We start from the raw sequence: 26,259 nt of genomic DNA on the forward strand, positions 1-26,259 counted from the left end.
CATGGAGCTGCTCAGCGCGCCCGTGGCTCTCGGGGTCCCGTTCGTCCGCGCGTTGGCGGACTTCGGTGACCGAGTCGCGGTCGTCACCCGAGAGGGTTCGCTGACCTACCGGGAACTCGCCGAGCGGGTCGAGTCCACAGCCGACACCCTCGGAACCACCCGAAGACTCGTGCTGGTCGCGACGGCCAACGACGTTGATTCCCTGGTCACCTACCTGGCCGCGCTGCGCGGTGGCCATCCGGTGCTGCTCACCGGGTCGCAAGTGGACGAGCTGACCGCGGCGTACGACCCAGACGTCGTCGCGACCGCGGCCGGTCTGCGCGAGCGGCGCGAGGGCACCGCGCACGACCTGCACCCGGATCTGGCGCTGCTGCTGTCCACTTCGGGCAGCACCGGCTCCCCCAAGCTCGTGCGGCTCTCGGCGGCGAACGTGCAGGCCAACGCGGAGTCGATCGCGTCCTACCTGGACATCCGCGACACCGACCGCGCGGCCACGACGCTGCCGATGCACTACTGCTACGGCCTGTCGGTCATCAACAGCAACCTCTCGCGCGGGGCGGCGCTGCTGCTCAGCGACCACTCGGTGGTCGACAAGTGCTTCTGGGAGTCCTTCCGAGCCCACGGCGGCACCAGCCTGCACGGCGTGCCGTACACGTTCGACCTGCTCGACCGCGCGGGCTTCTCCGACCGCGACCTCCCGACGCTGCGCTACGTCACCCAGGCGGGCGGGCGGCTCGCCCCGTCGCAGGTCCGCCGCTACGCCGCCCTCGCCGATGAGGGCGGCTGGCGGTTCTTCGTAATGTACGGCCAGACCGAGGCCACCGCGCGCATGGCCTACCTCCCACCGGAGCTGGCCGCGACCCGCCCGGAAGCCATCGGTGTGCCGGTCCCGGGTGGCTCCTTCGAGATCCGTCCCGACGGCGAACTTGTCTACCGCGGCCCCAACGTGATGCTCGGCTACGCCCGAACCCCGGCGGACCTGGCCCTGGGTGCCACCCTCGGCGCCCTCCCCACCGGCGACCTCGCCCGGCGGGCCCCCGACGGGCTCTACGAGGTCATCGGCCGCACGAGCCGCTTCGTCAAACTCTTCGGCCTCCGCGTCGACCTCGACCGCATCGAGAAACTCCTCACGACAGCAGGCTTCACCGCCGCCGTCACCGGCGACGACACCGTGCTCACCGTCGCCCTGACCCACGCCGCCGACGCCGTTGACCAGCCTGGCGCCCACGCCATCGACCTGGCCGATGCCCACCGCACCACGGCCGCCAACCGGGCTGGCACCCACATCACCGCGGCCGCCAACCGGGCTGGCACCCACACCGCCACGGCCGCCAACCCGACTGGTGCCAACACCGCTGCGGCCAACTCCACCAGCGCCGCCACCGTTGACCTGACCGACGCCAGCCTCACCGACGCCGTCGACCCGGACGCCACGCGCACCACCGCCGCGATTGCCGTCGTCACCGCCCGCACCGGCCTACCGCACCACGTGATCCGAGTCGTCGAGTACGCCACCCTCCCCCGCCTGACCACCGGCAAACTCGACTACGCAGCCATCCACGCCGCAGGCCTCCCCACCGCCCCTACACCACCCCCCGGACATTCCCCCGCCAACACCCACTCACCGACACCCACCCATCCCCACCCGCCGACTTGTCCACACCCGCCCCCAAACCAAGATCACCCGTCACCCCACCCCGATAGACTGGCCAAGGGCCGTCCCCCCGGGGAAGGGTGGGGGCCGCGCTGGGGCGCTTTTCGGGATTTCCTCGGCATTCGGGGCCGTTCGAGCGGTTCGGCTGGGTCGACCGGTTCGGCAGGCTCAAGCGGTTCGGCCGGATCTCGTGGCTGGTCGAACGGGTCAACCGATTCGAAGGGGTCAACCGATTCGGCCGGGGCAACGGATTCGGTGCGGGCGGTGTACCGGCGGGCGCTCAACCGGGCCGACATCGCCGACGACGCCACCTTCGTCAGCCTCGGCGGCGATTCCCTGACCTACGTGCGCGCGTCCATCGAACTCGAACGTCTCCTCGGCCACGTCCCCGACGGCTGGCACACCATCGCGGTCGCCGACCTCGAACGCGCCCGGCCCAAGCGCGGCAGGCTGCGGTCGCTGGAGACCAACATCGTTCTGCGCGCCCTGGCGATCACCCTGATCGTGGCCACCCACATCGGCCTGACCCAGGTCTGGGGCGGCGCGCACCTGCTGCTGGTCATCGCGGGCTGGAGTTTCGCCCGCTTCGCCATCGCCCCCGTCGATCCCGATCGCATGGCCGGGCGCATCGGCCGCGCCGCCGCCCGGATCGCTGTCCCGTCGTCGCTGTGGCTGGCCTGGCGGTCCATCGAGGCCGAGAACGTGACCGTGTCGAACGTGTTGCTGGTCAACAACTTCGTCCAGTCCGGCACGATCGCCTACTGGTACGTCGAGGTGCTCGTCCAGATCCTCGTGCTGATGGCCCTGCTGTTCGCCGTCCCCTCGGTCCGCCGTTTCGCGGTCACCCACGGCTTCGCCCTGGCGCTAGGCGTGTTGGTGTTGTCGCTGATCGCGCGCGCGCCCGCGGATCATGTTCCCGGTTTCTCCCCGCGCGACATGAGCCTGCACGGTGTCCTGTGGCTCTTCGTCCTCGGCTGGGTCGTCCAACGCGCGGTGACGTCCTCGCAGCGGGTCGCCGCCGTGATCGTCACCCTGCTGGTGGTCCCCGGCTACTTCGACGACCCAGTGCGCGACGCCATCGTCGTCGGCGGTCTGCTGCTGGTGCTGTTCGTGCCGCGCCTGCACGTGCCCGGCCCCCTCGTGCGGCTCAGCGGCCTGCTGGCGGGCGGCTCGCTCTACATCTACCTGACCCACTACGTCGTGTTCCTGCCCCTGCTCCCGCACCTCCCGGCGGCCGCGGTCCTGGCGATCACCCTCGCCGTCGGGGTCGCCGCCTGGCGCCTGTCCTGCTGGGTCGGCAAACTCCGCCTCTGAAAACGCCCCCGATAGCTTCAGCAGGCTCCATTGACAAAATGGATTTTTACGTCAAACCTTGACTTTGCCATGAGAGACGTCCTGTATCTAGACCAGATCGAGCAGGCCGAGACCCTGCTCAAGCCGCAGCGCATCGAGGTGCTGCGGCAACTAGCCGAGCCACGCTCGTGCACCGAGGTCGCCACCCGGCTCGACCAGACCCCGCAGCGGGTCTACTACCACGTCAAACGCCTGGTCGATGCCGGTCTGGCCACCCTGGTGAGCGAACGCCGGGTGCGTGGCATCGCCGAAGGCGTCTACCAGGCGACCGCCCGCTCCTACTGGCTCTCACCGCGGCTCGTCGGCAAAGTCGGCCTGCCCAAGGCGCGCGACGAACTCAGCCTCGGCTACCTCCTCGACCTGATGGAGGACGTCCAGGCCGACATCGCCGCCCTCGACCGCACCGCCCCCGAACTGCCCTCCATCGGCGTGTCCGGGGCGATCCGCGTCGAACCCGAACGCCGCCAGGAGTTCCTCGCCGACCTGCAAAACACCCTGAAAGACCTGTTCACCCGCTACGGCGGCGCCGAAGGCGACGCCTTCAAGCTCGTCGTGGCCTGCTACCCGAAGGAAGAACCCCATGACTGACATGACCTTCAGCGTCCGCGTCCCCGCTCCCCTCACCCGGGTCCGCCACGCCCTGACCGACCCGGCCGAGCTGACGACCTGGCTCGCCGAGCACGCCGAGGTCGACCTGCCGCACACCTACGCGTTCTGGGGCCGCTACACCCCCGCGGGCGACAAACCCCGCCAGCGCCTGCTCCACGCCGACGACACCACCCTGCGCTTCGCCTGGACCCTCGACGACACCGAGACCACCACCGAGATCAGCCTCGAACCCGAAACCGACCACACGACCGTCCTCACCCTGTCCCAGTCGGACATGCCGACCTGGGAGGAGATGATGGAGGACAACAGCGACCGCGGCGCCCTGCAGACCTTCTGGGCGCTGGCCGTGGCCAACCTCGTCGACCACGTCGACAACCGCGCGCCGATCGCGCTCTGCGACTTCACCAGCACCGACCTGCGCGCCCGGTTCGACATCGCCGCCGACCCCGCCGAGGTGTTCGACGCCCTGGTCGACCCGGAGAAGTTCAGCGCCTGGTTCGGCGCGCGCTGCGACCTCGAGCCCTACGTCGGCGGCCGGTTCGCCATGGGCGGCTTCGAGATGGAAGAAAACCCGGGGACCGTCACCGCGTTCGACCCGGGCCGCAAACTCGCCATCGACCTGGGCGGCGCCGGAGTGTCCACCTGGGAACTCGACGGCAGCGACGGCAAGACCCGGATCACGTTCGTGCAGAGCGGGTTCGAGCGCCCGCCATACGGCTCCTGGATGGGCTGGCTCAGCGGATTCGGCGAACTGCGCCGCTACCTGGAGGTCGAGGACTGGAGCCACAGCTGGCTCAGCGTCACGATGCCCGGCATGCCCGAAGGCATCCTCACCATCGAGTCCTGACCTTCTCGGAGTCCGCGGGCTCGAAGAACTCCCGCACATCGGACCGGTAGACCAAGTGGGTGCCGACGGCGACCGCGGCCACGATCGGCACCAGCAGCGCGACGTCCACCGGCCCCGAGGTCAGCCCGATCGAGAACAACACCGACAGACCCGACACGACGACCACGCCGACCCGCGCCCAGTCACGCCCGGCGGACATGCTGACCGCCAGCCACACGGTCACCGCGAGCGGCACGAGATACAGCGACAGGTCCAACCCACTGCGTGCCCACACCACGGTCAGGTGAACCGTGGACAGCGCGACCTGGGTGATGAACAGCCCGCGGGCGGCGCGAACCGCCGCGGGCGCCTCGCTGGGCCGCGGGTCGCCGAAGATGGGCAGGTGGGCCGGATCTATCGCCATTGATACCTCCGTGTCCACTCCGTCGACGCCAACCGGGTGGTTGTTACAGGTTGGTGTCGAATCGGTGGCCGGATGTGAGAGACATGTCGGCGCGGAACGTGGCCTCCTCGGGCCGGGTGCGGGATGCTTATGTAAGTCCCATACCCCGTCGGCCACCGGAGGAAACTTGTCGCGACGCTTGGGCGCCGCCGTCGTCGCTATCGCCACCCTTGCCGGGTGCTCGTCCAACGGGCAGCCGCAGGACGAGCTGATGGTGTCCGACAACCCGGTAGCCGCCACCGCCGCGCACTCCCCCGCGCCCGCCACAACCCCCGCCGGAACGGTCCGGCCCCTGGCCGCGGCGTCCGCCGCCATCGTCGACGACCGCAGCCGCACCCTGGTCGTCGCCGTCGACAACCCCCCTGGCCTGCGGCTCTACCAGCTCGACGCGCTCGACCGCGAACCCCGCACGGTCGACTTGGCCACCGCAGCGGAGTCACTCGCCCTCGCCGCCGAGGGCGGGCCGCTGCTCGCGGCGACCGGCAAGACGGTCGTGCGGGTCGACCTGGCCTCAGCCGAAGTCACCCCGGCCACCGTCGACGGCACCGCCGCCAACGCCGCCGCATACCGCGACAGCACCCTGGTGGCCGTGCGCGACCGCAAGTCCGTCGCCGTCCTCGAGGGCACGGGCACCCGCACCATCACCGGCGGCCTGCTCAGCGCCGACCAGGTCTACGCCGTGGGCGACCGCGCCGCGGTCCTCGACCGGCTGCGCAACGCGGTGTTCGAACTCGACGTCGCCAAGGGCACCGTCGGCGAAGGCCTGCGCGCCGGGCAGGGCGCCACCAACGGCACCGTCGACCGGTTCGGCCGCATCCTGGTCACCGACACCCGCGGCGGCGCGCTGCTGGCGTTCTCCCTGGACCCGCTGCTGATGCGCCAGCGCTACCCCGTGCCCGGCGGCCCGTTCGCGATCGCCTTCGACCCCCGCCGCGACCTGGCGTGGGTGACCCTGACCGAGACCAATGAAGTGGTCGGCTTCGACGTGGCCGGCGAACAACCCGAACAGCGTTACCGGTTCCCTACCGTCGGCCAGCCGAACTCGGTGGCCGTCGACCCGGCTAGTGGGCGCGTGGTCGTGGCGTCCGCCAACGGAGGAGGTGTCCAGGTGATCGAACCATGAGTGACGGGGTGGTCGAAGGCGATTGGGAGTACCGGCCGCTGCGGCTGCCACCGGCGGTGTCGCGGCTGACAGCGGCCACGCAACTGGCCATCCACGCGGAGTTCGCCGGATGGGAGCTGTCGAACGTGCGGCTCTACTCCGACGGCACCCGCAAAGTCTGGCTGCGGCGCAAACGGCGTCCGCACCCGCAGCCCGGCATCATCACCTGACGGGAAGCTTGTCGAACCCGTCCCACACCGCGCGCGACCCGGCGTCGCCGACGCGGTAGGCGTGCACGCCTGAGGCCACCCCGAACCCGACCGCGAGCACCGCCGCGGCGATCACCGCGACCCTGCTCCACGAAGCGGGCTCGACCTGGGTGGCGGCGCGGTGCGCGAGCATCAGGGCGAGGACGACCACGAACAGCGGCAGCGTGAAGTAGATCATCAGGTCGCCGAGCCGCTCATGGGCGTTGATCAGCTCGTTCTCGGGCAGCCTGCGCTCGAGCTTCTTGCCACTGTTCGTCGCGACCGGTGTCGCCGCGGCCGCCACCGCGGCTCCGGCCACCACCAGCCACCCGAACCGCGCCCGCGCCGCGGGCCACACGGCGATGACCACCGCGCCGAGGGCCGACAGCGGCACCATCACGACCACGAGGTGCACGATCAACGCGTGCAGTGGAAGACCGTTGACGAACTCAGGCATGGGGCCACCTCCGACTCGTTGTTACGCGCGGCGACCTCGCCCGGTTCAGCGCAGGAGGTGACGGGTCAGCGCTGCCCCGGACAGTATCGCCACCACCGCGCACACGCCCGCCCAGCCGAACTGGGCGAAGGCGCGAACACCGCACCAGGAGCCGATACTGCCGCCCAGGAAGGCGCAGGTCATGTAGGCGGTGTTAAGTCTGCTGCGCGCGTCGGGCCGCAGGGCGAAGATCCGCACCTGGTTGGCGACCATGCCGCTCTGCATGGCCACATCGAGCACCAGCGTCCCCACCGCGAGCGCCACCAGTCCCGCGACGCCACCTCGCATTCCGCCCGCTAGCACCACCGCGGACACGAGGACGGCGACCATGCAGACGAGGTTCACCGGGTCCGGCCCACGCCGGTCGATCCACCGCCCGGCGAGCGGCGTGCAGAACATCGTGGCCGCGTTGACCAACGCGAAAGCACCCACCACATGGGCGCCCAAGCCGTAGGTGGGGCCGGTCAGCAGCAGCGCGAGCCCGGTCCAGACCGCGGTGAAGGCACCGAAGATGGTCGCCTGATAGAAGCACGACCGTCGCAACTCGCGCTCGCTTCGCAGCAGCCGCAACGCCTCACCCAACAGCGACGGATACCGCTGCCGCGTGGAGGGCACGGTGCGCGGCGCGACGAACACCAGGACGGTCGCCATGGTGAGGACCATCGCCGCGGCCACCAGGTAGGGAGCCCGCCACCCCAGCCACTCCCCGACCGCCCCACCGAAGGCCCGCGACAGCAGCATCCCGCCGATCGACCCAGCCAGAAGGGTGCCGGTGACAGCCCCGCGCCGGTCGTCGGGCACCAACCCCACCGCCATGGGCGCGATGATCGGCGCCACGACGGTCGTGATCCCCACCAGGACGCTCGCCCCCAGCAGGAATGGCAAGGACGACGCCGCACTCGCCGCGAGCAGCCCCAACCCGCTGAGCCCCAACAGGCACACGATCAGCGGCCGATGCGCGAACCGGTCGCCCAACGGCACGAGCAGGAAGATCCCGACCGCGTATCCGACCTGCGCCGCGGTCACCACCGTCGCCGCTGAATCAGCCGGGACGGCCAACCCGGAGGCGACCAGTGGGGTCACCGCCTGCGGGAAGTAGATGTTCCCCACGGCCACACCACAGGTGACGGCCAACAGAAAGACCACCCGCCTGCTCACGGTCCGCTCAGGCACGGCCACCGGCGTCGTCGTCACCACTCCACCCTCATGGTTCCCACCCGCCACCCGCAAACCGTTTTACGGCATTCCATGACAAGACGGCGACACCTAGGGCGCGATTAAGTAGCTGTATAGGTATTCCCCCTGATGCTTCGCACGCTCTCAGGGGCGCACGCTTCGGAGGACAAGCAGGACACAACGGTGTGTCGGAGGTGTGAGATGACAGGCAGCGAAGCTGAGGCTTTGCGGCATTGTGCTGCCGGTTCGGTGTTGTTCCACAGTGGGCTGTGGGGTGGGCCGATGGGCTTCGTCTGGGCGGACGCCGACGGGGCCGCGGCTGGACACGTTCCGCAATGGGAGTCCGAGGCCCTGACGATCCTGGAGCGCAAGAGGTTGGTGGCGATCGAGCCTACCGGCGGCGCGAGGGACGCACGGGTCGTCGTGACCCCCATCGGGTCCCTGCACCTGACGCAGGACCTCGCGGCATAGCCACCCCACCCTCACCAGCCCCGCGAGTCGCCCGTTCCCGACAGTGAGTTCGCAATTCAGGCAAGCGAATGCACAGTTCAGGCAAGTGAGTTCACAGTCCAGGCAAGTGAGTTCGCAGTTCAGGCAAGTGAGTGCGCAGTCCGGGCAAGTGGGTGCGCAGTTCAGGCGGCTTGTGCACGACCAGGCAGCCATCGCGCCCCCGTGCGGCGCTCAGCGCCGGAACGCCGCGTGCGCCAGCCCGACCAGCCGCGGCAACACCTGGGCCACACCCTCCAGCGGCAGCATGTGCCCCAGCCCCGGCAACACCACCGCCGTCCCGTCCGCCACGGCTCCCGCCAGTGCCTCGACATGCGACACCGGCACCACCCGATCCCGGTCTCCGACCATCGCCACGACCGGCGTGCCCGCCGCCACCGACAGCGCGGCCTCCTGGTCGAACCGGTCGAGCGCGGGACGGAACAGGGCGACCGTGTCCGGCCAGTGCGCCGCGATCATCTCCGCCACCAGGCGCACGTCGTCGGGCTCGGGGTCCTCACCGAGCAGCAGCCACCGCAGCCCGATCGTCTTCGCCTTGTCGATCCGCTGCGCCACCCGCTCGACGATCTTCGCACCGAGGATCGCGCGCAGGTCCTGCACGATCTTGCCCAGCGAACTCGGGATCGCCGCCTCCGCGACCCACCCGGCGGGCGTCGACAGCAGGGCCAACCCCGCCACCCGGGCCTCGAACAGCGCGGCGTGGCGGGCGGCCAGCGCCATCGAGACCAAGCCGCCCATCCCGTGCCCGGCCAGCACGACCAGGCCCTGCGGCACGACACCGTCGAGCAGCTCGGCGAGGTCGTCACCGAGCTGCTCGACGGTCGCGGTCTTCTCGTCGGCCGCGCTGGACTGCCCGTGGCCGCGGTGGTCGTAGGACACCACCTGCACCGGCCGCTCGGTCGCGTCCGGCAGCGCGGCGATGATCTTGTGCCACTCCCGCTGGTCCATCGCGTAGCTGTGCGCCAGGACGACGGTGACCCCCGCCTCGGGTTCCCCCGCGCGCTGAACCGACAGCTTCGCCCCGTCGGACAGGGCGAAACGTTCAGTGGTGGTGGGCACCGCCGAATCCTGGCACGCCCTCAGCAGCTCCGCAGGAACCGATCCATCACCCGGGTCCCGAACTTCAGCGCGTCCACCGGAACCCGCTCATCGACCCCATGGAACAGCGCCGCGAAGTCCAGGTCCGCGGGCAGCCGCAGCGGCGCGAACCCGAAGCACCGAATCCCCAACGAGTCGAACGCCTTCGCGTCGGTCCCACCGGACAACATGTACGGAACCGTCCGGGCGCCTGGGTCCTCCGCCACGATCGAGTCGGTCATCGCGTCCACGAGGGCGCCGTCGAAGGTCGTCTCGACGGCCGGAAGCCGCGCCACCCATTCCCGCTCGACGTCCGGCCCGAGGATCTCGTCCAGTTCACGCTCGAACGCGGCCTCGCGGCCCGGCAGGATCCGACAGTCCACAACGGCCTCGGCGACCGAGGGGATCACGTTCGCCTTGTAGCCGGCCGTCAACATCGTCGGATTGGCGGTGTCGCGAATGGTCGCCCCCACCATCCGGGCCACCGCACCCAACTTGCCCACAGCGCCGTCGAGGTCGTCCTCGTCGAACTCCATGCCGGTGATCTCGCTCATCGCCGCGAGGAACTCGCGCACGGACTCGGTCAGCACCAGGGGGAACTTGTGCGTCCCCAACCGGGCGACCGCCTGCGTCAACTTCGTGACCGCGTTGTCCTCGTGCACCATCGACCCATGCCCCGCGCGCCCGCGGACCCGCAACTTCAACCAGGCGATGCCCTTCTCCGCGGTCTCGATCATGTAGGCGCGGACGTCGTCCTTGACGGTGATCGAGAACCCGCCCACCTCACTGATCGCCTCGGTCGCCCCCTCGAACAGCTCCGGGCGATTCCGCACCAGCCACTGCGACCCATAGTCGCCCGCGGCCTCCTCATCAGCCAGGAAGGCGAAAATGATGTCCCGCGGCGGCACCACCCCATCCCGCTTGAACCGGCGCGCGGTAGCCAGCGTCATGGCCACCATGTCCTTCATATCGACCGCGCCCCGCCCCCAGACATAGTCGTCCTGGACAGCGCCGGACAGCGGATGAACCGACCACTCCGACGGATCAGCGGGCACGGCGTCGAGGTGCCCGTGCACCAACAACGCCCCCCGAGACGGGTCCGCCCCTTCCAACCGAGCGAAGACGTTGCCTCTCCCCTTGGCCCCCGACTCGACGTAGGTGGTGTCGAACCCCACCTCCGCCAACTTCTCCGCCACATACTCCGCCGCGGCCCGTTCCCCCACCACCGTCGCGGGATCCCCGGTGTTGGTGGTGTCGATGCGGATCAACTCACTGGTCAGCTGCACCGACTCGGCCTCAGCCACAGCCCTGGTGTCGCTCTGATGCTCGGTCACACCGCTTTCCTACCACCACCGACGCGGTAAGGCGGCCCCGATTTGGGACCACGCAACCCCATCCGATACTCTGTGCGCACACCAGCGGGAGACCGCAAGTCCGGGTGGCGGAATGGCAGACGCGCTAGCTTGAGGTGCTAGTGCCCTTAACGGGCGTGGGGGTTCAAGTCCCCCCTCGGACACATAATTGCCCCACGGGTCCTATCTGAGCCTATCAGACGGATTTCGTGGGGTTGTTTGTTTTGGCGTCGGCGTGTCGTTTCTCCGTTGTGTCCGGCCTCTTGCCGCTCGTTGTGCCTGGCCCGTTCAGGGTGATGCTGCCGGGGCGGTACTCGATCAGGGACGCACTCGATCTGATGACCTCGACCGGATCTAGGTCGGGCATGGGCCGCGTTCCATGGTTGGTCAGCTGGTCACGGATCAGCTCGACGATGCGGTCTTCCCGGGCGTACCAGGATTTGGCGACGCTGACGGCTGGCTGGGCGCTGGTGCGGCCGTGGCGGCACCGGTAACCCGCCCGGCCGTGGACCCAGTGGGAATCCATGCGTCGCCCGCACAGCCCGCACCGCACGAGGCCCGCCAACCGGTAAGTGCGCACTACGCCGGTATCACTCGTGCGTGGGGTGTGGGCGAGCTGGGCGTTGACGAACTCGCCCTCGGAGACCAGCGGCTCGTGCGCCAGCTTGGTCGATACCGCCCACTCCCCCATGTCGCGGCGGGTCGACGGGCGCCTCCCGGTGACGGAGCGGTGGCGGCGGTCGGTGCTGGTGCGCCCCCAGACCTGGCGGCCGGTGTACCGGGGGTTCTCCACGATCTCGATGATCGTGCGCAGCGACCATCCGGTGTTCGACCGGTGCCGGTTTCGGGTCGGGTCGTTGCTCGACGGGCACGGCACACCGCGCTCGTTCAGCTCCCGTGCGATGGACGCGGCGCTGCGCCCGGCACCGCGTTCGGCGAAGATCCACCGCACATGCGGCGCGGTGACCGGATCGGGCGCCAGGCGCTGCAGTTGCCGTCCCCAGCGGGCGTGCGCCCGGGTCGGGTGCGCACCGGCGTCGACCAGCCGGTACCCATACGGTGGGCGACCACCGAGATATCGGCCCTGGTCCACCGCCTGAGTCCGCATCGCCGCCATCGCGCGGTGCCGAGCTCGCAACACCTCACGCCGTGACTGCGCTCCCAACACCGTCATCAACGCCTGGTGCATTACGCTGCCGAACTCCACTGGCCCGCCAGTTTCCGGCAACCACAACTGCACTCCGTGGGCCTCGAGCACCGGTAACAGCTCGTCGAACTGGCCCGCGTCGAACGCCCGCTCGTACTCCCCGACGACTACCGCGTCGAACCCGCGATCCGGGTCGGCCAACGCCGCGAGTAACAAGCCTGCCTGTGGTCGCTCGGCCCATGGCACCTGACGCGAACACGCCACGTCGAAGAACTCGGCCACGATCACCCCGTGCCCCTCGACCAACCTCTCCCCCACCTCACGCTGCCACCCACGCGTGGTGGCCGGATCCTGATGATCCCGCGATGACGCCCGCCCCAGAAACGCAAACCGCAACCCATCCCGGACACCGACGTCCTGCCCCGCCGATGTGGCCCTACCCGCACGTCCCAACCAGAGATCAAGGGACGACGCTTCTCCCGCTGCACCCACGATGGCTTCCCCTACCTGTCGATGGCCTTGCCCAACCGACGGCCCAACGCTCCAGCCATGACTGCAGACGACCCAGACACCACCTGCATGGAGCAATGACGTCCCCGTCGGCCTCGACCAAGACCAAACTGTGGTGGCCTGCCATGTCGAGCCCAGGAGATCGAATCAAGAGGGATCGGAAGATGCCGTCCAACGACCCGTTTCCAAGACCCTGCCGTGCTGCAGGTTGCGCTACCCCTCGCCGCACTGACCACATTCGATGAGATCGCACGCCTGCCACCCGAGGAGCGCAGGCGGGTGGCAGCCGGGTTCGCCGAGGCGATCGCCACCCACGGTGACGACCTGTCGTACGGGGCAGGCACTGCGCATCGACTCTCGCCTCGTGGCCCGTCGGAACGCGAACACCCTGGAATCGGGCAGCAGCTCGCTGACTTCGATCGGGCGCCACATGCCCGTCATCGAAATCTGTCAGGGGCGCCGCGTCATCAGGATTGCCAGAGGGTCGGCCGGAGCCAACCGGAACTCGGGCGTGCGATGCGGCTCATCCCGTGCGCCAGGACCGTTGTGCACACCACGATCATCCCCGCGAACAGGCCTGCGACTGTCCAATTCGGATCGCTGTCGTTCATCAGGGTGCCGATCGCCATGGCCCAGATCGCCAGGCCCAGTGTCGTGATCTTGATCAGTACGATCGCGCCGAGGACTGGTGCCGCGATGTGCCCGCGCACCAACGCGATCCCGGTCATCACCACGGCGGGCAGTGCGAACCCCAGGTCGGCGACGTAGACGGGGTAGGGCAGGCCACCGGTCCCGATGGTGGTGGGAAGCCCGCCGTCAATTGTCGGCACGATGTCCGTGAGCCACAGACCCGTGAAGGCGACACCGATGACGATCAGGAACCATCCGGTGCCGCGATGGCTGGAGGAACCGAACGCGTGCGCGACTGCGCCCATGTCGATCCGCCCGATCCCGTCGACGAACGCGGCGACGGACAGGGTCACCGCGGCGATGTAGAGCAGGAACGCCTGGTTGTGGGGGACGCCGATCGCGTAGATGACGTACGTGTAGGCGATGTATGCGAGCAGCCCCAGCCAGAGCAGGTGCCCCGGCAGCGATCCGGTCCGGCTTCGACGCCCCGCCCAGACAAGCGCGGGCACCATCGCCAGGGTGAGGACGTCCTGGGCGATCGACTCGATTTCCACCTGCCGGTCGAGCCGGTAGGCGTGCTCGGACAACAGCCCGTACAGGGTGGCGGTGGTGAGGATCGCGCCCAGTGCCCATGACACGAGTTCCGGCCACCAGGTGCGCGCGGATCCGCGCGCCGTCGAGGTGGTGGTCATCGTGGTTCCTTCCGACCGAGCAACCCGGCGGCGAGCACCGCGGCGCCCGCCGCGGCCATCACCGGCTGCAGCCAGCTGAAGGTCTGGATGAATCCGATCTGCACGATGATCCATGCGATGAGCAGTGCTCCCGCGGTGATCGCGACCTGCCGGCAGCGGGGATGGCCGGTCGTGGCGCACCACGACGCGGCGCCCATCGGCAGCGCGACGACCGCCAGGAGCGCGATGGCGGCGAGCAGCGGGCTGTCCAAGGGCAGCCGCATGTCGATCACCGGTCCGAAGTCGATGATTCCGGTCGAGATCGCGATCGCGCCGGCGAACGCGCTGACGGCGATGAGACCGGTGACGGCGGCCAACACCGGGCGGACGCCGGTTCGTGAAGTGGTGGTCATCTCATACTCCTGTTGGCGAGCCGCAGGTCACGCCGGCGCAGGGGCCGTCGCCATAGTCGTATCCATCGCATGAGGTTCATACGTGCACGGTGGAATTCGAGCCAAGGCCACATACAGAGCCCTTCGTCCTGAAGGTTCAGGACGTACTCGGCGAGACTTGGGCCGTTGGTTGAAGCCGCCCGCCGATCGACTGAGCCGAGCGTCTCCGGCCTGGCGAGACCTCAGTCCATGGCGGCGGGACCTTTGGGCTCTTGCAGGCCCGAGCGCCGGCGCGTCGACTCGGGATATGACTGACACGGTGCGCCACCAACGCTCACGGCCTGGCGAGCCGATCGTCGACCGTGCGAGTCCCACGGACCGGGCGTTCCTGGCGATGGACACCGGGCAGGTGCCCGCGCAGTTCGGCGTGGTCTTGCGGATCGATCAGGTCGGCACCGTCGACTTCTCCCGTGTCCGACAGTTGCTCGCCGAGCGCGTCCCCGCGATTCCCCGGCTACGGCAGCGGCTGATCCGGGTTCCGTTTGGGTGCGGCGGTCCGATCTGGGTGGACGACGACACGTTCGACATCGGCCGCCATGTGCGCGCCGTGGTGTGCCCTGCCCCAGGTGACGAGCGGGCACTGCTGGACACGGCCATCTCCGTGATCGCCACACCGTTGCCGCGCGATGCGCCGCTGTGGTCGGTGGTGTGCGTCAGCGGACTTTCCGGCGGCGGGTTCGCTTTGGTGGTCGTGCTGCACCACGTCCTCGCCGATGGTGTGGGCGGGCTCGCAGTCCTGGCTAACCTGGTGGACGGTCCAAGCGCCACGAACGAGAGCGACTTCCCACGGCCGCGCCCGACTCGAGGCCGCCTCCTCCGGCAGGCGCTGTTGGGCCGGTTACGCGCGCCGCGCCGCGGCAGGGCGGCGTGGCGGATGCTGCGGGCTTCGATGAGCGCGGGTGGTGGCCTTCGCCCGCTGCGGGCCGCCCCGTGTTCACTGATTCAGCGGACGGGCCCACGTCTGGTCGCCGCCGTGGTCCGCGTCGAGCGCGCCGCGCTCAGGACCGCCGCGCACCGCCACGGCGCGACGACGAACGACGCCCTGCTGGTGGCGGTGGCAGGCGCGTTGCACCGGGTGCTGACCATCAGAGGTGAGTCCGTCGAGCGGATCGCCATCGCAGTGCCCGTGTCCGGCCGGTCGGACAGCGGGCCTGAACTGGGCAATGTGGTCGCACCACTGCTCGTCCAGGTCCCGACAGCGGGCGACGTCGGTGAGCGCCTGCGGACAGTCGCCGCCGAGGTCCATGCGCACAAGGCCGACGCGACCGGGCCGCCGCCGATCGCCGTGCTGGGTTGGCTGTTCCGACCGCTCGCCTCGCTCGGCGGTTACCGGTGGTACATGACCCACCAGCGCCGCCTGCACACGCTCGTGAGCCACGTCCGCGTGCCTTTCGAGGGACTGGCCTTCGATGGATCACCGATCACCTCGGCGATACCGCTCGCCCTGGCCGACGGCGGCAACATGACCGCCTGCTTCGACGCCGTGTCGTATGCGGGAACGATGACCGTCACGGTGATCGTCGATCCGGATCACTTTCCGGACCTCGAGGCGCTGACCGCGGGCCTGCGCACCGAATTGGACCTGATCACGCACACCGTCGCCGCCGCGGGATGAGGAACCATGAAGGCGTTGTCCTGGCGGCTCGAATGCGCTCGGGTGCGAGCGTTAGCGGCGGACCGCGCCCGCCAACACCAGCTGCCATCCGCGACCATCGACGCCGGTGTCCGAACTGGCTGAGACCCCGGGGCGACTCGAGTCCCGCCTGGCTTCCCTTCCGGCCGCAGCGAAGCCGCTCCAGTCGGTCGCCGCTGCAGTTCGCGCCCGCGCCCGCCACGGGGATGGCGGCGCACCGTCACCGTCCTGCGAGGCCTTCCCGCTGTCGGGCGATCCCGTCTGGATCCTGCTCGTCCCGCAGTGATCAGTCGTCATCCGAGGCGCGGCCCGCGGGTTCGTCGCTGACCTCTACCGCGCCGAAGATCGCGGTCGCGTTGACCTTGAGCAGCGGCGCGTCCGCGGCAGGGAGCCGTTGCCCCTGGTCTTGTCCTCGTAGCCGCCGAAGATGGGCAGCCCACCGACAGAGACCCGCCATCCCCTTGGCACCAGGACATCGACACCGCTGAAGAGGGCGAACGCGTCCACTGTGGCCGATCGGTCGATGTGCGCGTCGCGCAGGTCGAGGGTGGCGCCGCCGAACACGGCCGAGACGGTGCTGTGTTCGAAGTGCTCGCCGTGGTCGGTGGTCTTGGCCTCGCCGAACAGTGCGACCGGCGCCGGGAGAGGTGGTCGTGGGTGCGGTTGCGCACGACACTGGCCAGCACAACGATGCCGATCGTGATGAGCAGCGCGGGCCCGATCAGGTCCTCGTCGGCCCAGCCGTTGGTGTCGGCCAGCAGGATCAGGCCCAACCCGGTGACCACGGCGGGCCGAGCGAGACCCGCCCCTGGTGATCATGGCGACCACGCCGAGCCCGCTGAGCGCGGCGGGCCACCACCAATCGATGGTGGTGCCCGCGTCGAGCGCGTCGAGCACGTCGAGCGCGTCGAGGGCCAGGAATGTGCCGAGGACCAGCAATACCAGGCCGATCCAGAGCCGCACGGGTTTCATGACCGGTCCTCCGGCTCAGTCCCGGGTCCATCGGCGGCAGGGCTTGCGGGGCGCTCGACCTTGATCGTGCAGTGGCCCGCGAGCGCGGCGAGCGCACCGAGCGCGGTCGCGGCAGGCGCGACCACGGCGGCGACGACGCCGCGGTCACGGGCAGTTTCACCACGGTGTCGCCGTGGCTGTCGCGGACGACGATGCGGCGGACATTGCCCTGGTGGACGAGCCGCTTGGCGTCATCGAGCCACGTTTGCCCGCTCAGCAGCACCGCCGCGCGCCGGTCGTTTTTGGCTTCCTGGTTCAGCGTCATGACGTGTCTCCTTGGTTGTGTCTCTTATTCCTGTCTGGTCGTCCACTCGACGCGCACCCGGGTCCACTCGTCCGCCCAGCGGCGCAGCCGGAAGCGGTCCAGCGACCACCGCACGAGCAAGTAGGCGAGGAGGAGTCCGACGACGCCGAGGCACAGGGCGATCACGCCGGTCGCCACCGCCGCGACGACCGCTCCCCCATCGGTCATCGGCGCGAGGGTCACCTCGCCGGACCGGTCGACCCAGATGTCCACGCGGTCACCCGCGGCCGCCTCCTGGCGCACGCTGACCTTCCCGACCGCGACCTGTTCGTCCGGCTGCACCCAGGAGGCACGCACGAGCTCGCCCAGTGCGCCGCGTTCGACGCCGGGCGCCGGATCGAGGAGGGTCGCGGTCGTCGGCGTCCTGTCGTCGCGCTGCCGCTGGGCCAGCTGCGAGGTGGTGTTGTAGACCTCGGAGCCCACTGCGCCCGCCACCGGCACCGCCACCATCAACAACAGGACGAGGATGAGCAGGCTGCCCGCCTCGATCCAGTCCGACGGCCTGGCCAGCGAGGAGCGCCCGGGCCAGAAGCGGCGGACCAGTCGGCTCAGGTCCATTGTGGAGAGCATCTCGGCACCCCTTCTCGCTGTCGGCTCTGTTGGTGTCGCGGGACAATCACAGCGCGTGCGGTGGCGGCCGCCACACGGCACAAGGCCCCCGTCCGGCCGGGACTTCGGTCAGCGCCGGGTCAGGCGGGCGCCGAGCCAGAAGCACAGGGCGATGCCTGCCGAAACGGCGCCACGCGGCGAAACCCAGCGAGTAGATCAGCAGGATCCCGGCGAACCACAGGGCACCGGAGTCCAGCAGCGGCTCACGGGCGAGCATCACGTCCCACGGCGCGCCCTCGCGGTCCGCCGCCCGGTAGGCCAGCCACATCGAGAGCGGCCACAGCAGCAGCGCCGAGACCAGGAAGGGCACACCCAGCCGCCTCAACCGGTTCCGCGTGAAGCCGCCCGCGCCTTTGCGAGCCAGCGCTTCGGGGGAGAACAGGCCGGCGACGAAGAAGAACACCCCGATCATGTAGAGCCCGGACGAGCCCAGGATCGTGCCCAGGGCCAACTCGACGCCCGGGGTGAACGTGACTTCGTTGTTCTCGTCGTAGGCCCATCCGCCGGTGGCCGAGTAGCCCAGCAGGGCGTGCCCGCTGATCACCCAGGCGACCATCAGGGTCTTCAGGTTGTCGATCTGCGGCAGCCTGGTGCTTGTTCTCGGTTCGCTGGTCGTGGACATGTCAGTGGCAGGTGTGGCCGTCCCAGCCGGCGTACCCGGTGTGCGTTCCCGGGTTGTGATCGGCGTGGAAGCCCATCGTCTGAGCGCACGTCGACACGTGTTCGCCGAACTCCTTTCCGGTGCCTGCTTGCGCGGATCCGCCGCCCAGCACGGTGAGGGTGGCGGCGATGAGCGCGGTCGCGAGGATGGTGATCTTTCGGTTCATGGCGGTGCCTTTCCCGGAGGTTGTCGCTCTTCAGGACAGCCGTTGCGGCGGCCCCGGCGGAGAGTCGAAAGGCGGTGGTCACCGGGGACCAAGGGAGCTTTGGCCGGTCACGGTGTCGGACTTTGGTCCCTCGGCGTGGTGTCTTTCGCGGCTGCCGGGCGCGATCCCGCGCGAGGTCTGCTTTCGGTGGGACTATCCGCAAAGGGAATGACAGATGATCACGTGGCTGAGGACGCACCGCCTGGTCGCGGTGGGAGCGAGCGCGCTGGTGGTGTTGTTGGTAGCCGTGCTGTCGGTGGTGCTCACCCGAGGCAGTGACGAACCGGACGTGGCGGAGCCGGGCGCTTCGACCACCATGGAGACGACCACGACGATGTCGGCGTCCGCCACCGCGACGTCGACCACGCGGCCGTCACCGAAGCCCACCACCTCGACGGCGCCGACGACGAAGGCCCCACCGTTTCCCGCCGCGCTGCGCGGGCAGGACCTCACGGTGCTGCCCACCTCCCGCAAGGTCGTCGCACTGACCTTCGACGCGGGCGCGAACTCGGCGGGCCTGTCCAAGATCCTGGCGACGCTCTCGGCCAAGCAGGTGCCCGCCACGTTCTTCCTGACCGGCACGTGGGCGCGGTCGAACCCGGCCGGGGTCAGGTCGATCACGGCGGGCGGGCACCGGGTGGGCAACCACTCCATGACGCACCCGCACCTGCGCGGGATGTCCGACGCGGCGGTCGCCGACGAGCTGGCTCAAGCCGAGCGGGCGATCCGGGCCGCGGGCGCCGACCCGCGCCCGTGGTTCCGGTTCCCGTTCGGTGACCGTGACGCCCGCGCCATCTCCGCGGTCAACGCGGCGGGCTATGTCTCGGTGCGCTGGACGGTCGACACCTTGGGCTGGAAGGGAACCAGCGACGGGATCACCGCCGCCCAGGTGACCGAGCGGACCCTGAACGCGCTGCGGCCCGGCGAGATCGTGTTGATGCACATCGGCTCCAACCCCGACGACAAGTCCACTTTGGACGCCGACGCGCTGCCCGGGATGATCGACGCGCTGCGCGCCAGGGGATACGGGTTCGTGACGATGGACGCCGCCCTCGGCTGACCCGGCCGGCAATCACCGTGGGGGTCGAAGGTGCTTGTCGAAGAACGCGATGACGCGGCGGCGGGCGTCCGCCGTCGCGTCCGGGTCGTAGCGGGTGCCGGAGATCCGGGCCAGCAGTCGCAGCATGGGGGTCAGGTCGGCGGGGTCGTGGTCGTTCATGAACCCGTGCCCGACGCCGGGGTAGATCTTCACGTCGTGCTCGACGCCGAGCTCGGTGAGCACCCGCTCCATCCGCGCACCCGCGGATCGGCCCAGCGGCGACCGGTCGGCGCCGCCGAAGCTGCCCACGATCGGGCAGGCCTCGCCGAGCCAGGACTCGGCGTCGGTGGGGCAGCCGCCGTAGTTGACCGAGGCGGCGGAGTAGCCGTTGCCCGGGGCCAGGGCGATCGCGTAGCCGCCGCCCATGCAGAACCCGATGACACCGGTGGTCCCGGTGCAGTCCGGATGGTCGGCAACCCAGTTCTGGGCGGCTTTGATGTCGTCGAAGGTCCTTCCCCGCCGCCTGCCCAGGTCGCCCATGATCGTGCGCAGGCAGCCCAGGCGACTCCCCCAGTGGTACAGGTCCGGGGCGATCGCCAGGAAACCCTCCCCCGCCAGCCAGTCGGCTTGGGCGCGCAGGTCGGTGCTCATGCCGGTGAAGTCGTGGACGACGACCACGCCCGGCCAGGGTGGGTCCGAAGTGGGCACCGCGAGGTAGGCGGGCATGAGTCCCAGCGGGGTCTTGACCTGTAGGTCCGTCATGGCGATCCGTCCTTCGGACTCAGTTCGCGGTCTCGGCCGCTTCGCGCAGCCAGGCGGCGACCTCGTCGTCGAGGTCGGCGAGGTCGTGGATCTCAAGGTGGTGCATCCAGTGCCCGGGCGCCGGGTTCACCACCTCCTTGAACCGCGCGGAGTCCACCTGCCTGTCCAGTGCGATCGACAGCACCACCTCGGCGTCCGGTTTCGCGAGGTAGCGGCCGGGCAGCCACAGGTAGGCGAATCCTCTCGAGCGGCGGAAAGCTATCTGGCTGCGGCTGACGCGAACGGTGAACGGGCCGAACGCGGCGACGATCGAGCAGGTGCGCTGGAACACCGCCGCCGCGAACGGGTGGCCCGCGAGGAACTCCTCGAGCGTCATGCCCTCCATGGTGGCTGGTCAGCGGGCCAGTGTCCGGGCGCCGACGCGCAGCGCCACCTCCATCGCCCGCCAGCCCAGGCCCGAGTGGAACGGCAGGCCGCGGCGGAACCGCATCGGCAGGTAGAGGCCGAGGGCCTTCTTGCCCAGCCGCCAGATGGGGCTGGTGCCGACCCGGTAGGCGTCGGCCTGGTCCTGGTTCACCGCGACCGGGGCCGACGGGTCGCCGGTCTCGATGAGCGGCACCTGCGCGAAGGTGGCTTTGTCGAACATCTCCATCACGCACATGCCGGTCGGGCTGAACGCGTCGGCGGGGGCGGTGCCGCGGATCTCCGCGGCGATCGCCCCGGCGGCGGCGTCGGCCTGCAGGAACGCCAGGAACGCCTGTTTGACGGGGAAGTCGCCGGCGTCGCCGGGCGCGAAGATCTCGGGGTGGTCGACGAGCGCGCGGCTCGCTGGGTCGCAGGTGAGGAATCCGCGGTCGTCGGCGGCCAATCCCTCGTAGCGCACGGAAGCGACGTAGGGCGGGAACGCGACGAGCAGGTCGTAGTACTCCTCGGTTCCGCCCTCGAAGAGCAGTTCCGACTCCCCCACCTTGGTCACGACCGCACCTGTGCGGCCGTCGACGTCACGGTCGGCGAACTCCGCGGTGACCACCTCGTGCAGCCGCGGGCCGAACGCCTGGACGAACGTGTGCTCATAGGTGCGGAACACCACTTCGACCTGGTGGCGGACGTCGCGGCGGCGCAGCCAGGTGTCGAGCATGAAGGCGAGTTCGTAGAGCGGTCCGGCGCACTTGTTGCCGGGCGGCACCAGGAACACCACCCGCTGTTGCCTGCCGTACCGGGCGTCGGCCACGGCCCACTGCAGCGCCTCACCGAGGCGGTGCAGCTGCCCCGACGTCCACACCTGGTAGGCGTGCTCGGCGAGGCCCGGCACCTCCTCGGGCGCCATGGCCGCGCCGGTGGCGATCACCAGCCGGTCGTAGTGCAGTGGCAGGCCCGTGGTCAGGTGTACCCGGCCACCCGCGACGTCGACGTCCGTCACGGTGCCGATCCGGTGCCGGATGTCCCTGCGCGCCATGGCTTTGGCGAGTGGGATGTGCAGCGGGGCCTCGGCGGCGCCGAAGGGCAGGTAGATGGTGTTGGGCTTGAACAGGAAGTCGTCGCGGTCGGACACCACGGTGGTGGCGACCTGGTCGTCGGTGAGCTGGGCGGCGAGTTGGAAGGCCGTCTCCAACCCGGCGAAGCCCGCGCCGAGCACGACGACATCTTTCGGGGCCATGGGAACTCCTTGGCGTCTGGGGAACCGCGCCTGTCCCCTGATCGAAGTCGCCACGCGGGCCGCGGGGTCAGCGCCGAACGTCCCGTGACGAAGGGGACAAGAACCCGCCTGAGCCGGGACCGTCGCCCCTCCCCGCGAAGGGGCGGACCTCGCATCGTCGGGGGAACACCCACGAAGGGACTGCCATGATCGACTATGAACTCGGCGACAAGGTCGCCGTCATCACCGGCGGCGCCTCCGGAATCGGCCGGGCGTGCGCGCACGCCATGGCTCGCTCCGGCGCCGACGTCTCGATCTGGGATCTCGACCAGGACGCCATCGACGACACGCTCAAGGAACTGGCCCGCTACGGCCACCGGACCCACGGTGTGGTCGTCGATGTCGCCGACAGCGCGGCCGTGGACCAGGCGATGGCCGACGTTGTGGCCACGCTGGGCCGAGTCGACATCGCCGTGTGCAACGCGGGGATCGGCGGCGAGGCGAGCCCATCGGGCGACTACAGCGACGAGGGCTGGCACCAGGTCATCGGGATCAACCTCGACGGCGTGTTCTTCACGCAGCGCGCGGCGATCCGTGCGATGCGTGAGAGCGGCGGCGGGTCGATCGTGAACATGGCTTCGATCCTCGGCCAGGTCGGCTTTCCCACCGCGAGCGCCTACACCGCCGCGAAACACGGTGTCGTGGGCATGACCCAGGTGGCGGCGTGGGAGCACGCGGCCGACGGGATCCGCGTCAACTCCGTGGGCCCGGCGTTCATCCGGACGCCGCTGCTGACCAAGCACCTCGACGAGGCCACACTCGACGCCTTGGCGGCCCAGCACGCGCTCGGGCGCATCGGCGCGCCCGAGGAGGTAGCCGAGCTGGTGACCTGGCTGGCCAGCGACGCGGCGTCCTTCGCCACTGGCACGTACTACCCGATCGACGGCGGCTTCCTCGCCAAGTAGCCCGGGACGGGCGCAGACTTCCGCCACCGTGCGGTCGAGACCATCGACTCTGTGGCGCACCGGCGCGGTGGCGAAGCCTTGGAAGTACCGGGAGTTGATCCCGGTCCCCGGCCCGAGAGCGGACCGGCGTGGTGCCGCGGCACGCACGCCCGGACCGTCCCGTCGCTCCCCCACGACGGGCGTCTCCGTCTCTCGGGCCGGTGCGGACACCCAGACAGGAGCAACAACCGTGGACACTGCCAGCCGTGAACACAGGATCGTCGTCGGCATCGATGGGTCGCCGCGCAGCCGGGCGGCGCTGCGGTGGGCGATGGAGGAAGCGCGTGGCCACACCGCGGTCGTGCGGGCGGTGGAGCTGACCGCGCCGTCACCGGAGAGACTTGTCCCGGCCGCCGCGATGGGTCTCAACCCCTATGGCGGCCCGCCGCGGCCGCGGGAGCGCACCGACGCGCAGCGTCTCGCCGACCTGGTTGCCGAGACCGCCGCTCAGGTCGACCACGCGCCGCCGGTCGTCGACACGGTCGTGCCGGGGCACCGCGGCCGTGAACTCGCCCGCATCGCCGAGGACGCGGACCTGCTGGTCATCGGCGCCCACCACCACCCCACGCACGTCAGTACCGGGGTCGGGGCGTTCGCCGCGGACCTGTTGCGGCACGCGACCTGCCCGGTCGTGATCGTCCCCGCCGTTTGAGCCCCGCACAGCTGTGGGCGGGACCCGTACGCGGGTCCCGCCCACAAGCCTTTCCCGCTACAGCAGTGGCCCGGGCAGCGCCGGCTCCGCCATGGGGGCAGTGGCGGTTTCGCGGACGGCCATGGTGTTCGGCACGACGACCACCGGGCAACCGGCGAACCGCACGCAGTACGCGGTCACCGAGCCGAGCAGGACCGACACGATCCGCCCGACACCGTGGCTGCCGACCACGAGCATCGCCGCGTCGGCGGCGTCGGCCACGAGGACCTTGCCCGGCGCGCCCGTGCGGTAGACGTGGGACAGGGCGACGCCGGGCCGGTGCCGTCCCACTGTGTCGATCTGTTCGGCGATGCCCTCGACGAAGTAACCGGGGGCATCCTGCGGCGCGGCGGTCACCGCGCGCACCGGGCACCCGCGCCGGGCGGCTTCCTCGACCGCCCACGACAGTGCCGCGGCGGCGGTCGGCGACCCGTCGACGCCGACCACGATGGTCTGGGTGTGCTGTCCTTGCGGCATCATGACTCCTCCGGCCGGTGAACTGGGTGTGCGCTGATTTCCCGCTGCACGCGGGTGAAGCGGGCGTTCGCGGCGGCGTCGGCGGCGGCGAGGTCGGCGGCGCTGACCACGTGCCCGTCGGGTCCGGGGAACACGAGCACGACGCGGTCGGTGTCGAGCCACCGCACGACGAACGGCGGTGTGCCGCCCGCGCCGCGGACCTGCTCGATGCGGCCGCGGCGGGCGTGGTGCTCGATGTCGGAGCGTTCGATGACCAGCCAGTCACCAGGTTCGGCGTGCATGCGCGGTCCTCCCGTCCTGTCTCACCCATCACGGTCGTTGTCCGGCCGTGCCGTCGACAGGGCATCTGGGCCCGCCGCGGCGGGACCTCGGTCTCTCGCCCGCACCCCGCGCGCGCCCGACAGTTGAGGTGACCGCAGACGAGTTGGTGGAGGGAAAGGTCATGGCCGCAACGGATATGGACCGCGTCACCGTGAACGACGCGATCGAACTCGCCGCGAGGGCGCCCTCGGTGCACAACTCGCAGCCGTGGCGTTGGCTGATCGGGGACGACTCGGTGCACCTGATGGCCGACTGGTCCCGCCAGGTGCCCGCCACGGACCCGCAGGGCCGGGACCTGCTGATCAGCTGCGGCGCCGCCCTGCACCACCTGCGGGTCGCGTTCGCCGCGCTGGGTTACGCCACGTTGGTGCACCGCATCCCGAACCCGGCGACACCCGATCACCTGGCGGCCGTGGAGTTCGTCTCGGCCGAACCGTCCCGTGAGGACGTCGCACTGGCCTCGGCGATCACCCGCAGGCGCACCGACCGGCGCGCGTACTCGTCGTGGCCGGTGCCCGCCGAACTCCTTGACCTGCTGGTGGAGCGCGCGGCCCATGAGGGTGTCATCGCGATCCCGGTCACCGACACGGACGCCCGGTACCGGCTCGCGGTGGCGATGGAACTCGCCGCCGAGCGGCAGCAGCGCGACCCCGAGTACGCCGCGGAGATCGCCCAGTGGAGCGGCCGGAGCCGGGTGAGCACCGACGGCGTCCCCGCCGTCGCCGCACCAGCGGGCAGCGAACACCACGGCGACACCCGGATGCGCACGTTCACCGGGGGCGAGCTGCGCGAATCGCCGGTGCGCCGCGGCGAACCCGACGCCGGTGAACTCATCGTGCTGGCCACGCCCGGCGACGACGCGCTGTCGCGGCTGCGCGCCGGTGAGGCGGCGAGCGCGGTGCTGCTGACCGCGACCGAACTCGGGTTGGCGAGTTGCCCGCTGTCGCAGGCGGTCGAGGTCGCCGACAGCCGGATCCTGATCCGCGACACCGTCCTCGACGGCGCCGCCATCCCCCAGCTGGTGCTGCGGGTGGGGTGGGCGCCCACTTCCGCCGAGCCGCTGCCCGCCAGTGCGCGCCGCGCGGTGGCCGACATCAGCGCGACCCTCTGATCCTGAAGGGAACCAACGCCGTGCCGTATGAGATCTCGATTCTGGAGACCCCGCCACATCTGGTGCTCAGGATGAGCCGCACGTTGCGCGCGGAGAACATGGGCGAGGACGTCGCCATGGCGATGGCGGACCTGTACCAGCGGGCAGGGCAAGCCCACCTGCCCGTCACCGGTCCGCCCGCCATCACCTACCGCGGCGAGTTCCGCCCGGACCAGCCGATCGAGGTGGACTTCACCGTCCCCGTGGGCTCGGCCGACGACACCGCCGGGGTGATCCGGCAGGAGGCCGCCACCGTCGCCACGACCCGACACCGCGGCGCCTATGACGACATCGGCGCCGCCCACGAGGCGCTCGACGAGTGGATCCGGGCGTCGGGCAGGCACGCGGCCGGCCCAGCCACGGAGACCTACCTCGTCGGCCCGGACCAAGCCGCCGGTGTGGACGATCTCATCACCGAGGTGTCCGTCCCGGTGGACACGTAGGCGACCGGTCGTCGCCCAAATCGGCGCTCGCCTTCCCCGG

Annotated in this window: 29 protein-coding genes, 1 tRNA gene and 1 pseudogene; 13 read left to right on the forward strand and 18 right to left on the reverse strand. The window is 70.3% G+C overall.

Annotated features, from left to right (window positions below):
• Position 1: 1 nt before the first annotated feature.
• The 3 genes from C8E96_RS25250 to C8E96_RS25260 all read left to right on the forward strand — a co-directional run bounded on the left by C8E96_RS25250 (position 2) and on the right by C8E96_RS25260 (position 4,463).
• Positions 2 to 2,968: an AMP-binding protein gene (locus C8E96_RS25250; RefSeq protein WP_091369049.1), complete on the forward strand. Its 2,967-nt coding sequence runs from the start codon at positions 2 to 4 to the stop codon at positions 2,966 to 2,968.
• 69 nt (positions 2,969 to 3,037) lie between these two features.
• Positions 3,038 to 3,595 (forward strand): winged helix-turn-helix domain-containing protein, encoded by a 558-nt coding sequence (locus C8E96_RS25255; RefSeq protein WP_091369052.1) that lies wholly within the window; start codon positions 3,038 to 3,040, stop codon positions 3,593 to 3,595.
• Positions 3,588 to 4,463 (forward strand): SRPBCC family protein, encoded by an 876-nt coding sequence (locus tag C8E96_RS25260; RefSeq protein WP_091369054.1) that lies wholly within the window; start codon positions 3,588 to 3,590, stop codon positions 4,461 to 4,463. The genes C8E96_RS25255 and C8E96_RS25260 overlap by 8 nt, the downstream gene beginning before the upstream one ends.
• Here C8E96_RS25260 and C8E96_RS25265 read toward each other — a convergent pair.
• Positions 4,447 to 4,866 carry a hypothetical protein gene (locus C8E96_RS25265; RefSeq protein ID WP_091369057.1) on the reverse strand — a complete coding sequence of 140 codons (420 nt, stop codon included), beginning with the start codon at positions 4,864 to 4,866 and terminating at the stop codon, positions 4,447 to 4,449. The two genes, C8E96_RS25260 and C8E96_RS25265, sit on opposite strands and share 17 nt — an antisense overlap.
• A gap of 166 nt (positions 4,867 to 5,032) precedes the next feature.
• Between C8E96_RS25265 and C8E96_RS25270 the strand changes: the two genes are divergently transcribed.
• Positions 5,033 to 6,028: a YncE family protein gene (locus tag C8E96_RS25270; RefSeq protein ID WP_228769604.1), complete on the forward strand. Its 996-nt coding sequence runs from the start codon at positions 5,033 to 5,035 to the stop codon at positions 6,026 to 6,028.
• On the forward strand, positions 6,025 to 6,237 hold the full coding sequence (locus tag C8E96_RS25275; RefSeq protein WP_091369063.1) for a DUF5703 family protein: 213 nt from the start codon (positions 6,025 to 6,027) through the stop codon (positions 6,235 to 6,237). The genes C8E96_RS25270 and C8E96_RS25275 overlap by 4 nt, the downstream gene beginning before the upstream one ends.
• On the opposite strand, the gene C8E96_RS25280 is transcribed toward C8E96_RS25275, so the two are convergent.
• Together C8E96_RS25280 and C8E96_RS25285 are read right to left on the reverse strand one after the other, a co-directional pair.
• Positions 6,230 to 6,712, reverse strand: coding sequence for a DUF2231 domain-containing protein (locus C8E96_RS25280; RefSeq protein ID WP_091369066.1), 483 nt, complete (start codon positions 6,710 to 6,712; stop codon positions 6,230 to 6,232). The genes C8E96_RS25275 and C8E96_RS25280 overlap by 8 nt on opposite strands.
• A gap of 45 nt (positions 6,713 to 6,757) precedes the next feature.
• A complete protein-coding gene (locus C8E96_RS25285; RefSeq protein ID WP_228769605.1) occupies positions 6,758 to 7,945 on the reverse strand; it encodes an MFS transporter in 1,188 nt (395 codons plus the stop codon).
• Between the two features lie 183 nt (positions 7,946 to 8,128).
• On the opposite strand from C8E96_RS25285, the gene C8E96_RS25290 reads away from it, so the two are divergent.
• A complete protein-coding gene (locus C8E96_RS25290) occupies positions 8,129 to 8,398 on the forward strand; it encodes a hypothetical protein (RefSeq protein ID WP_091369069.1) in 270 nt (89 codons plus the stop codon).
• A gap of 210 nt (positions 8,399 to 8,608) precedes the next feature.
• On the opposite strand, the gene C8E96_RS25295 is transcribed toward C8E96_RS25290, so the two are convergent.
• On the reverse strand, positions 8,609 to 9,493 hold the full coding sequence (locus tag C8E96_RS25295) for an alpha/beta fold hydrolase (protein WP_091369072.1): 885 nt from the start codon (positions 9,491 to 9,493) through the stop codon (positions 8,609 to 8,611).
• 20 nt (positions 9,494 to 9,513) lie between these two features.
• Positions 9,514 to 10,845 carry a M20/M25/M40 family metallo-hydrolase gene (locus C8E96_RS25300; RefSeq protein WP_091369075.1) on the reverse strand — a complete coding sequence of 444 codons (1,332 nt, stop codon included), beginning with the start codon at positions 10,843 to 10,845 and terminating at the stop codon, positions 9,514 to 9,516.
• A 98-nt stretch (positions 10,846 to 10,943) separates the two neighbouring features.
• Here C8E96_RS25300 and C8E96_RS25305 point away from each other — a divergent pair.
• A tRNA-Leu gene (locus C8E96_RS25305) sits at positions 10,944 to 11,027 on the forward strand.
• Between the two features lie 32 nt (positions 11,028 to 11,059).
• Here the strand turns inward: C8E96_RS25305 and C8E96_RS25310 are convergent.
• The 3 genes from C8E96_RS25310 to C8E96_RS25320 form a co-directional block, all read right to left on the reverse strand.
• Complete coding sequence (locus tag C8E96_RS25310) at positions 11,060 to 12,328, reverse strand: recombinase family protein (protein ID WP_228769606.1); 1,269 nt, start codon at positions 12,326 to 12,328, stop codon at positions 11,060 to 11,062.
• A gap of 659 nt (positions 12,329 to 12,987) precedes the next feature.
• The gene (locus C8E96_RS25315) at positions 12,988 to 13,842 is read right to left on the reverse strand and encodes a V-type ATP synthase subunit I domain-containing protein (protein WP_091369083.1); all 855 of its coding nucleotides are present in this window, start codon (positions 13,840 to 13,842) and stop codon (positions 12,988 to 12,990) included.
• Positions 13,839 to 14,234, reverse strand: coding sequence for a hypothetical protein (locus C8E96_RS25320; protein WP_091369086.1), 396 nt, complete (start codon positions 14,232 to 14,234; stop codon positions 13,839 to 13,841). Before C8E96_RS25320 ends, C8E96_RS25315 begins: the two co-directional genes overlap by 4 nt.
• A 286-nt stretch (positions 14,235 to 14,520) precedes the next feature.
• On the opposite strand from C8E96_RS25320, the gene C8E96_RS25325 reads away from it, so the two are divergent.
• Entirely contained in the window at positions 14,521 to 15,888 is a 1,368-nt protein-coding gene (locus C8E96_RS25325) for a wax ester/triacylglycerol synthase domain-containing protein (protein ID WP_091369089.1), read from the forward strand.
• A 348-nt stretch (positions 15,889 to 16,236) separates the two neighbouring features.
• Here the strand turns inward: C8E96_RS25325 and C8E96_RS25330 are convergent, their stop codons facing one another.
• From C8E96_RS25330 to C8E96_RS25350, 5 genes and pseudogenes are all read right to left on the reverse strand, one after another.
• Positions 16,237 to 16,878 (reverse strand): LiaF domain-containing protein, encoded by a 642-nt coding sequence (locus C8E96_RS25330; protein WP_228769607.1) that lies wholly within the window; start codon positions 16,876 to 16,878, stop codon positions 16,237 to 16,239.
• Between the two features lie 148 nt (positions 16,879 to 17,026).
• Positions 17,027 to 17,182, reverse strand: a pseudogene (locus C8E96_RS34505) (DUF4342 domain-containing protein); the annotation flags it as partial.
• Between the two features lie 24 nt (positions 17,183 to 17,206).
• Positions 17,207 to 17,791 carry an Rv1733c family protein gene (locus C8E96_RS25340; protein ID WP_133794770.1) on the reverse strand — a complete coding sequence of 195 codons (585 nt, stop codon included), beginning with the start codon at positions 17,789 to 17,791 and terminating at the stop codon, positions 17,207 to 17,209.
• Positions 17,792 to 17,837: 46 nt separating this feature from the next.
• Positions 17,838 to 18,452, reverse strand: a complete 615-nt coding sequence (locus C8E96_RS25345) for an acyltransferase family protein (protein WP_091369098.1) — start codon at positions 18,450 to 18,452, stop codon at positions 17,838 to 17,840.
• Position 18,453: 1 nt separating this feature from the next.
• Positions 18,454 to 18,657: a hypothetical protein gene (locus C8E96_RS25350; RefSeq protein ID WP_091369103.1), complete on the reverse strand. Its 204-nt coding sequence runs from the start codon at positions 18,655 to 18,657 to the stop codon at positions 18,454 to 18,456.
• A 214-nt stretch (positions 18,658 to 18,871) separates the two neighbouring features.
• On the opposite strand from C8E96_RS25350, the gene C8E96_RS25355 reads away from it, so the two are divergent.
• Positions 18,872 to 19,756, forward strand: a complete 885-nt coding sequence (locus C8E96_RS25355; RefSeq protein ID WP_091369107.1) for a polysaccharide deacetylase family protein — start codon at positions 18,872 to 18,874, stop codon at positions 19,754 to 19,756.
• A gap of 12 nt (positions 19,757 to 19,768) precedes the next feature.
• Here C8E96_RS25355 and C8E96_RS25360 read toward each other — a convergent pair whose 3' ends face one another.
• Genes C8E96_RS25360 through C8E96_RS25370 form a run of 3 tightly spaced genes read right to left on the reverse strand, consistent with a single transcriptional unit; the run spans position 19,769 to position 22,154 of the window.
• Positions 19,769 to 20,497: a dienelactone hydrolase family protein gene (locus C8E96_RS25360; protein ID WP_091369110.1), complete on the reverse strand. Its 729-nt coding sequence runs from the start codon at positions 20,495 to 20,497 to the stop codon at positions 19,769 to 19,771.
• Between the two features lie 19 nt (positions 20,498 to 20,516).
• A complete protein-coding gene (locus tag C8E96_RS25365; RefSeq protein ID WP_228769608.1) occupies positions 20,517 to 20,873 on the reverse strand; it encodes a DUF5655 domain-containing protein in 357 nt (118 codons plus the stop codon).
• Positions 20,874 to 20,891: 18 nt separating this feature from the next.
• Positions 20,892 to 22,154 (reverse strand): NAD(P)/FAD-dependent oxidoreductase, encoded by a 1,263-nt coding sequence (locus tag C8E96_RS25370; RefSeq protein WP_091369113.1) that lies wholly within the window; start codon positions 22,152 to 22,154, stop codon positions 20,892 to 20,894.
• 185 nt (positions 22,155 to 22,339) lie between these two features.
• Between C8E96_RS25370 and C8E96_RS25375 the strand changes: the two genes are divergently transcribed.
• Both C8E96_RS25375 and C8E96_RS33540 read left to right on the forward strand, forming a co-directional pair.
• Positions 22,340 to 23,098: an SDR family NAD(P)-dependent oxidoreductase gene (locus C8E96_RS25375; RefSeq protein WP_091369116.1), complete on the forward strand. Its 759-nt coding sequence runs from the start codon at positions 22,340 to 22,342 to the stop codon at positions 23,096 to 23,098.
• 229 nt (positions 23,099 to 23,327) lie between these two features.
• Positions 23,328 to 23,789, forward strand: coding sequence for a universal stress protein (locus tag C8E96_RS33540; RefSeq protein WP_166658116.1), 462 nt, complete (start codon positions 23,328 to 23,330; stop codon positions 23,787 to 23,789).
• A gap of 57 nt (positions 23,790 to 23,846) precedes the next feature.
• Here C8E96_RS33540 and C8E96_RS25385 read toward each other — a convergent pair whose 3' ends face one another.
• Together C8E96_RS25385 and C8E96_RS25390 are read right to left on the reverse strand one after the other, a co-directional pair.
• Positions 23,847 to 24,305, reverse strand: a complete 459-nt coding sequence (locus tag C8E96_RS25385; protein WP_228769609.1) for a universal stress protein — start codon at positions 24,303 to 24,305, stop codon at positions 23,847 to 23,849.
• Entirely contained in the window at positions 24,305 to 24,586 is a 282-nt protein-coding gene (locus C8E96_RS25390; protein ID WP_091369126.1) for a DUF1918 domain-containing protein, read from the reverse strand. The genes C8E96_RS25385 and C8E96_RS25390 overlap by 1 nt, the downstream gene beginning before the upstream one ends.
• A gap of 161 nt (positions 24,587 to 24,747) precedes the next feature.
• On the opposite strand from C8E96_RS25390, the gene C8E96_RS25395 reads away from it, so the two are divergent.
• Both C8E96_RS25395 and C8E96_RS25400 read left to right on the forward strand, forming a co-directional pair.
• Positions 24,748 to 25,737 carry an Acg family FMN-binding oxidoreductase gene (locus C8E96_RS25395; protein ID WP_091369129.1) on the forward strand — a complete coding sequence of 330 codons (990 nt, stop codon included), beginning with the start codon at positions 24,748 to 24,750 and terminating at the stop codon, positions 25,735 to 25,737.
• A gap of 20 nt (positions 25,738 to 25,757) precedes the next feature.
• Positions 25,758 to 26,219: a GyrI-like domain-containing protein gene (locus tag C8E96_RS25400; protein WP_091369133.1), complete on the forward strand. Its 462-nt coding sequence runs from the start codon at positions 25,758 to 25,760 to the stop codon at positions 26,217 to 26,219.
• The last annotated feature ends 40 nt before the right edge of the window (positions 26,220 to 26,259 follow it).

It is taken from the genome of Actinokineospora alba (assembly GCF_004362515.1).
Lineage (GTDB): Bacteria > Actinomycetota > Actinomycetes > Mycobacteriales > Pseudonocardiaceae > Actinokineospora > Actinokineospora alba.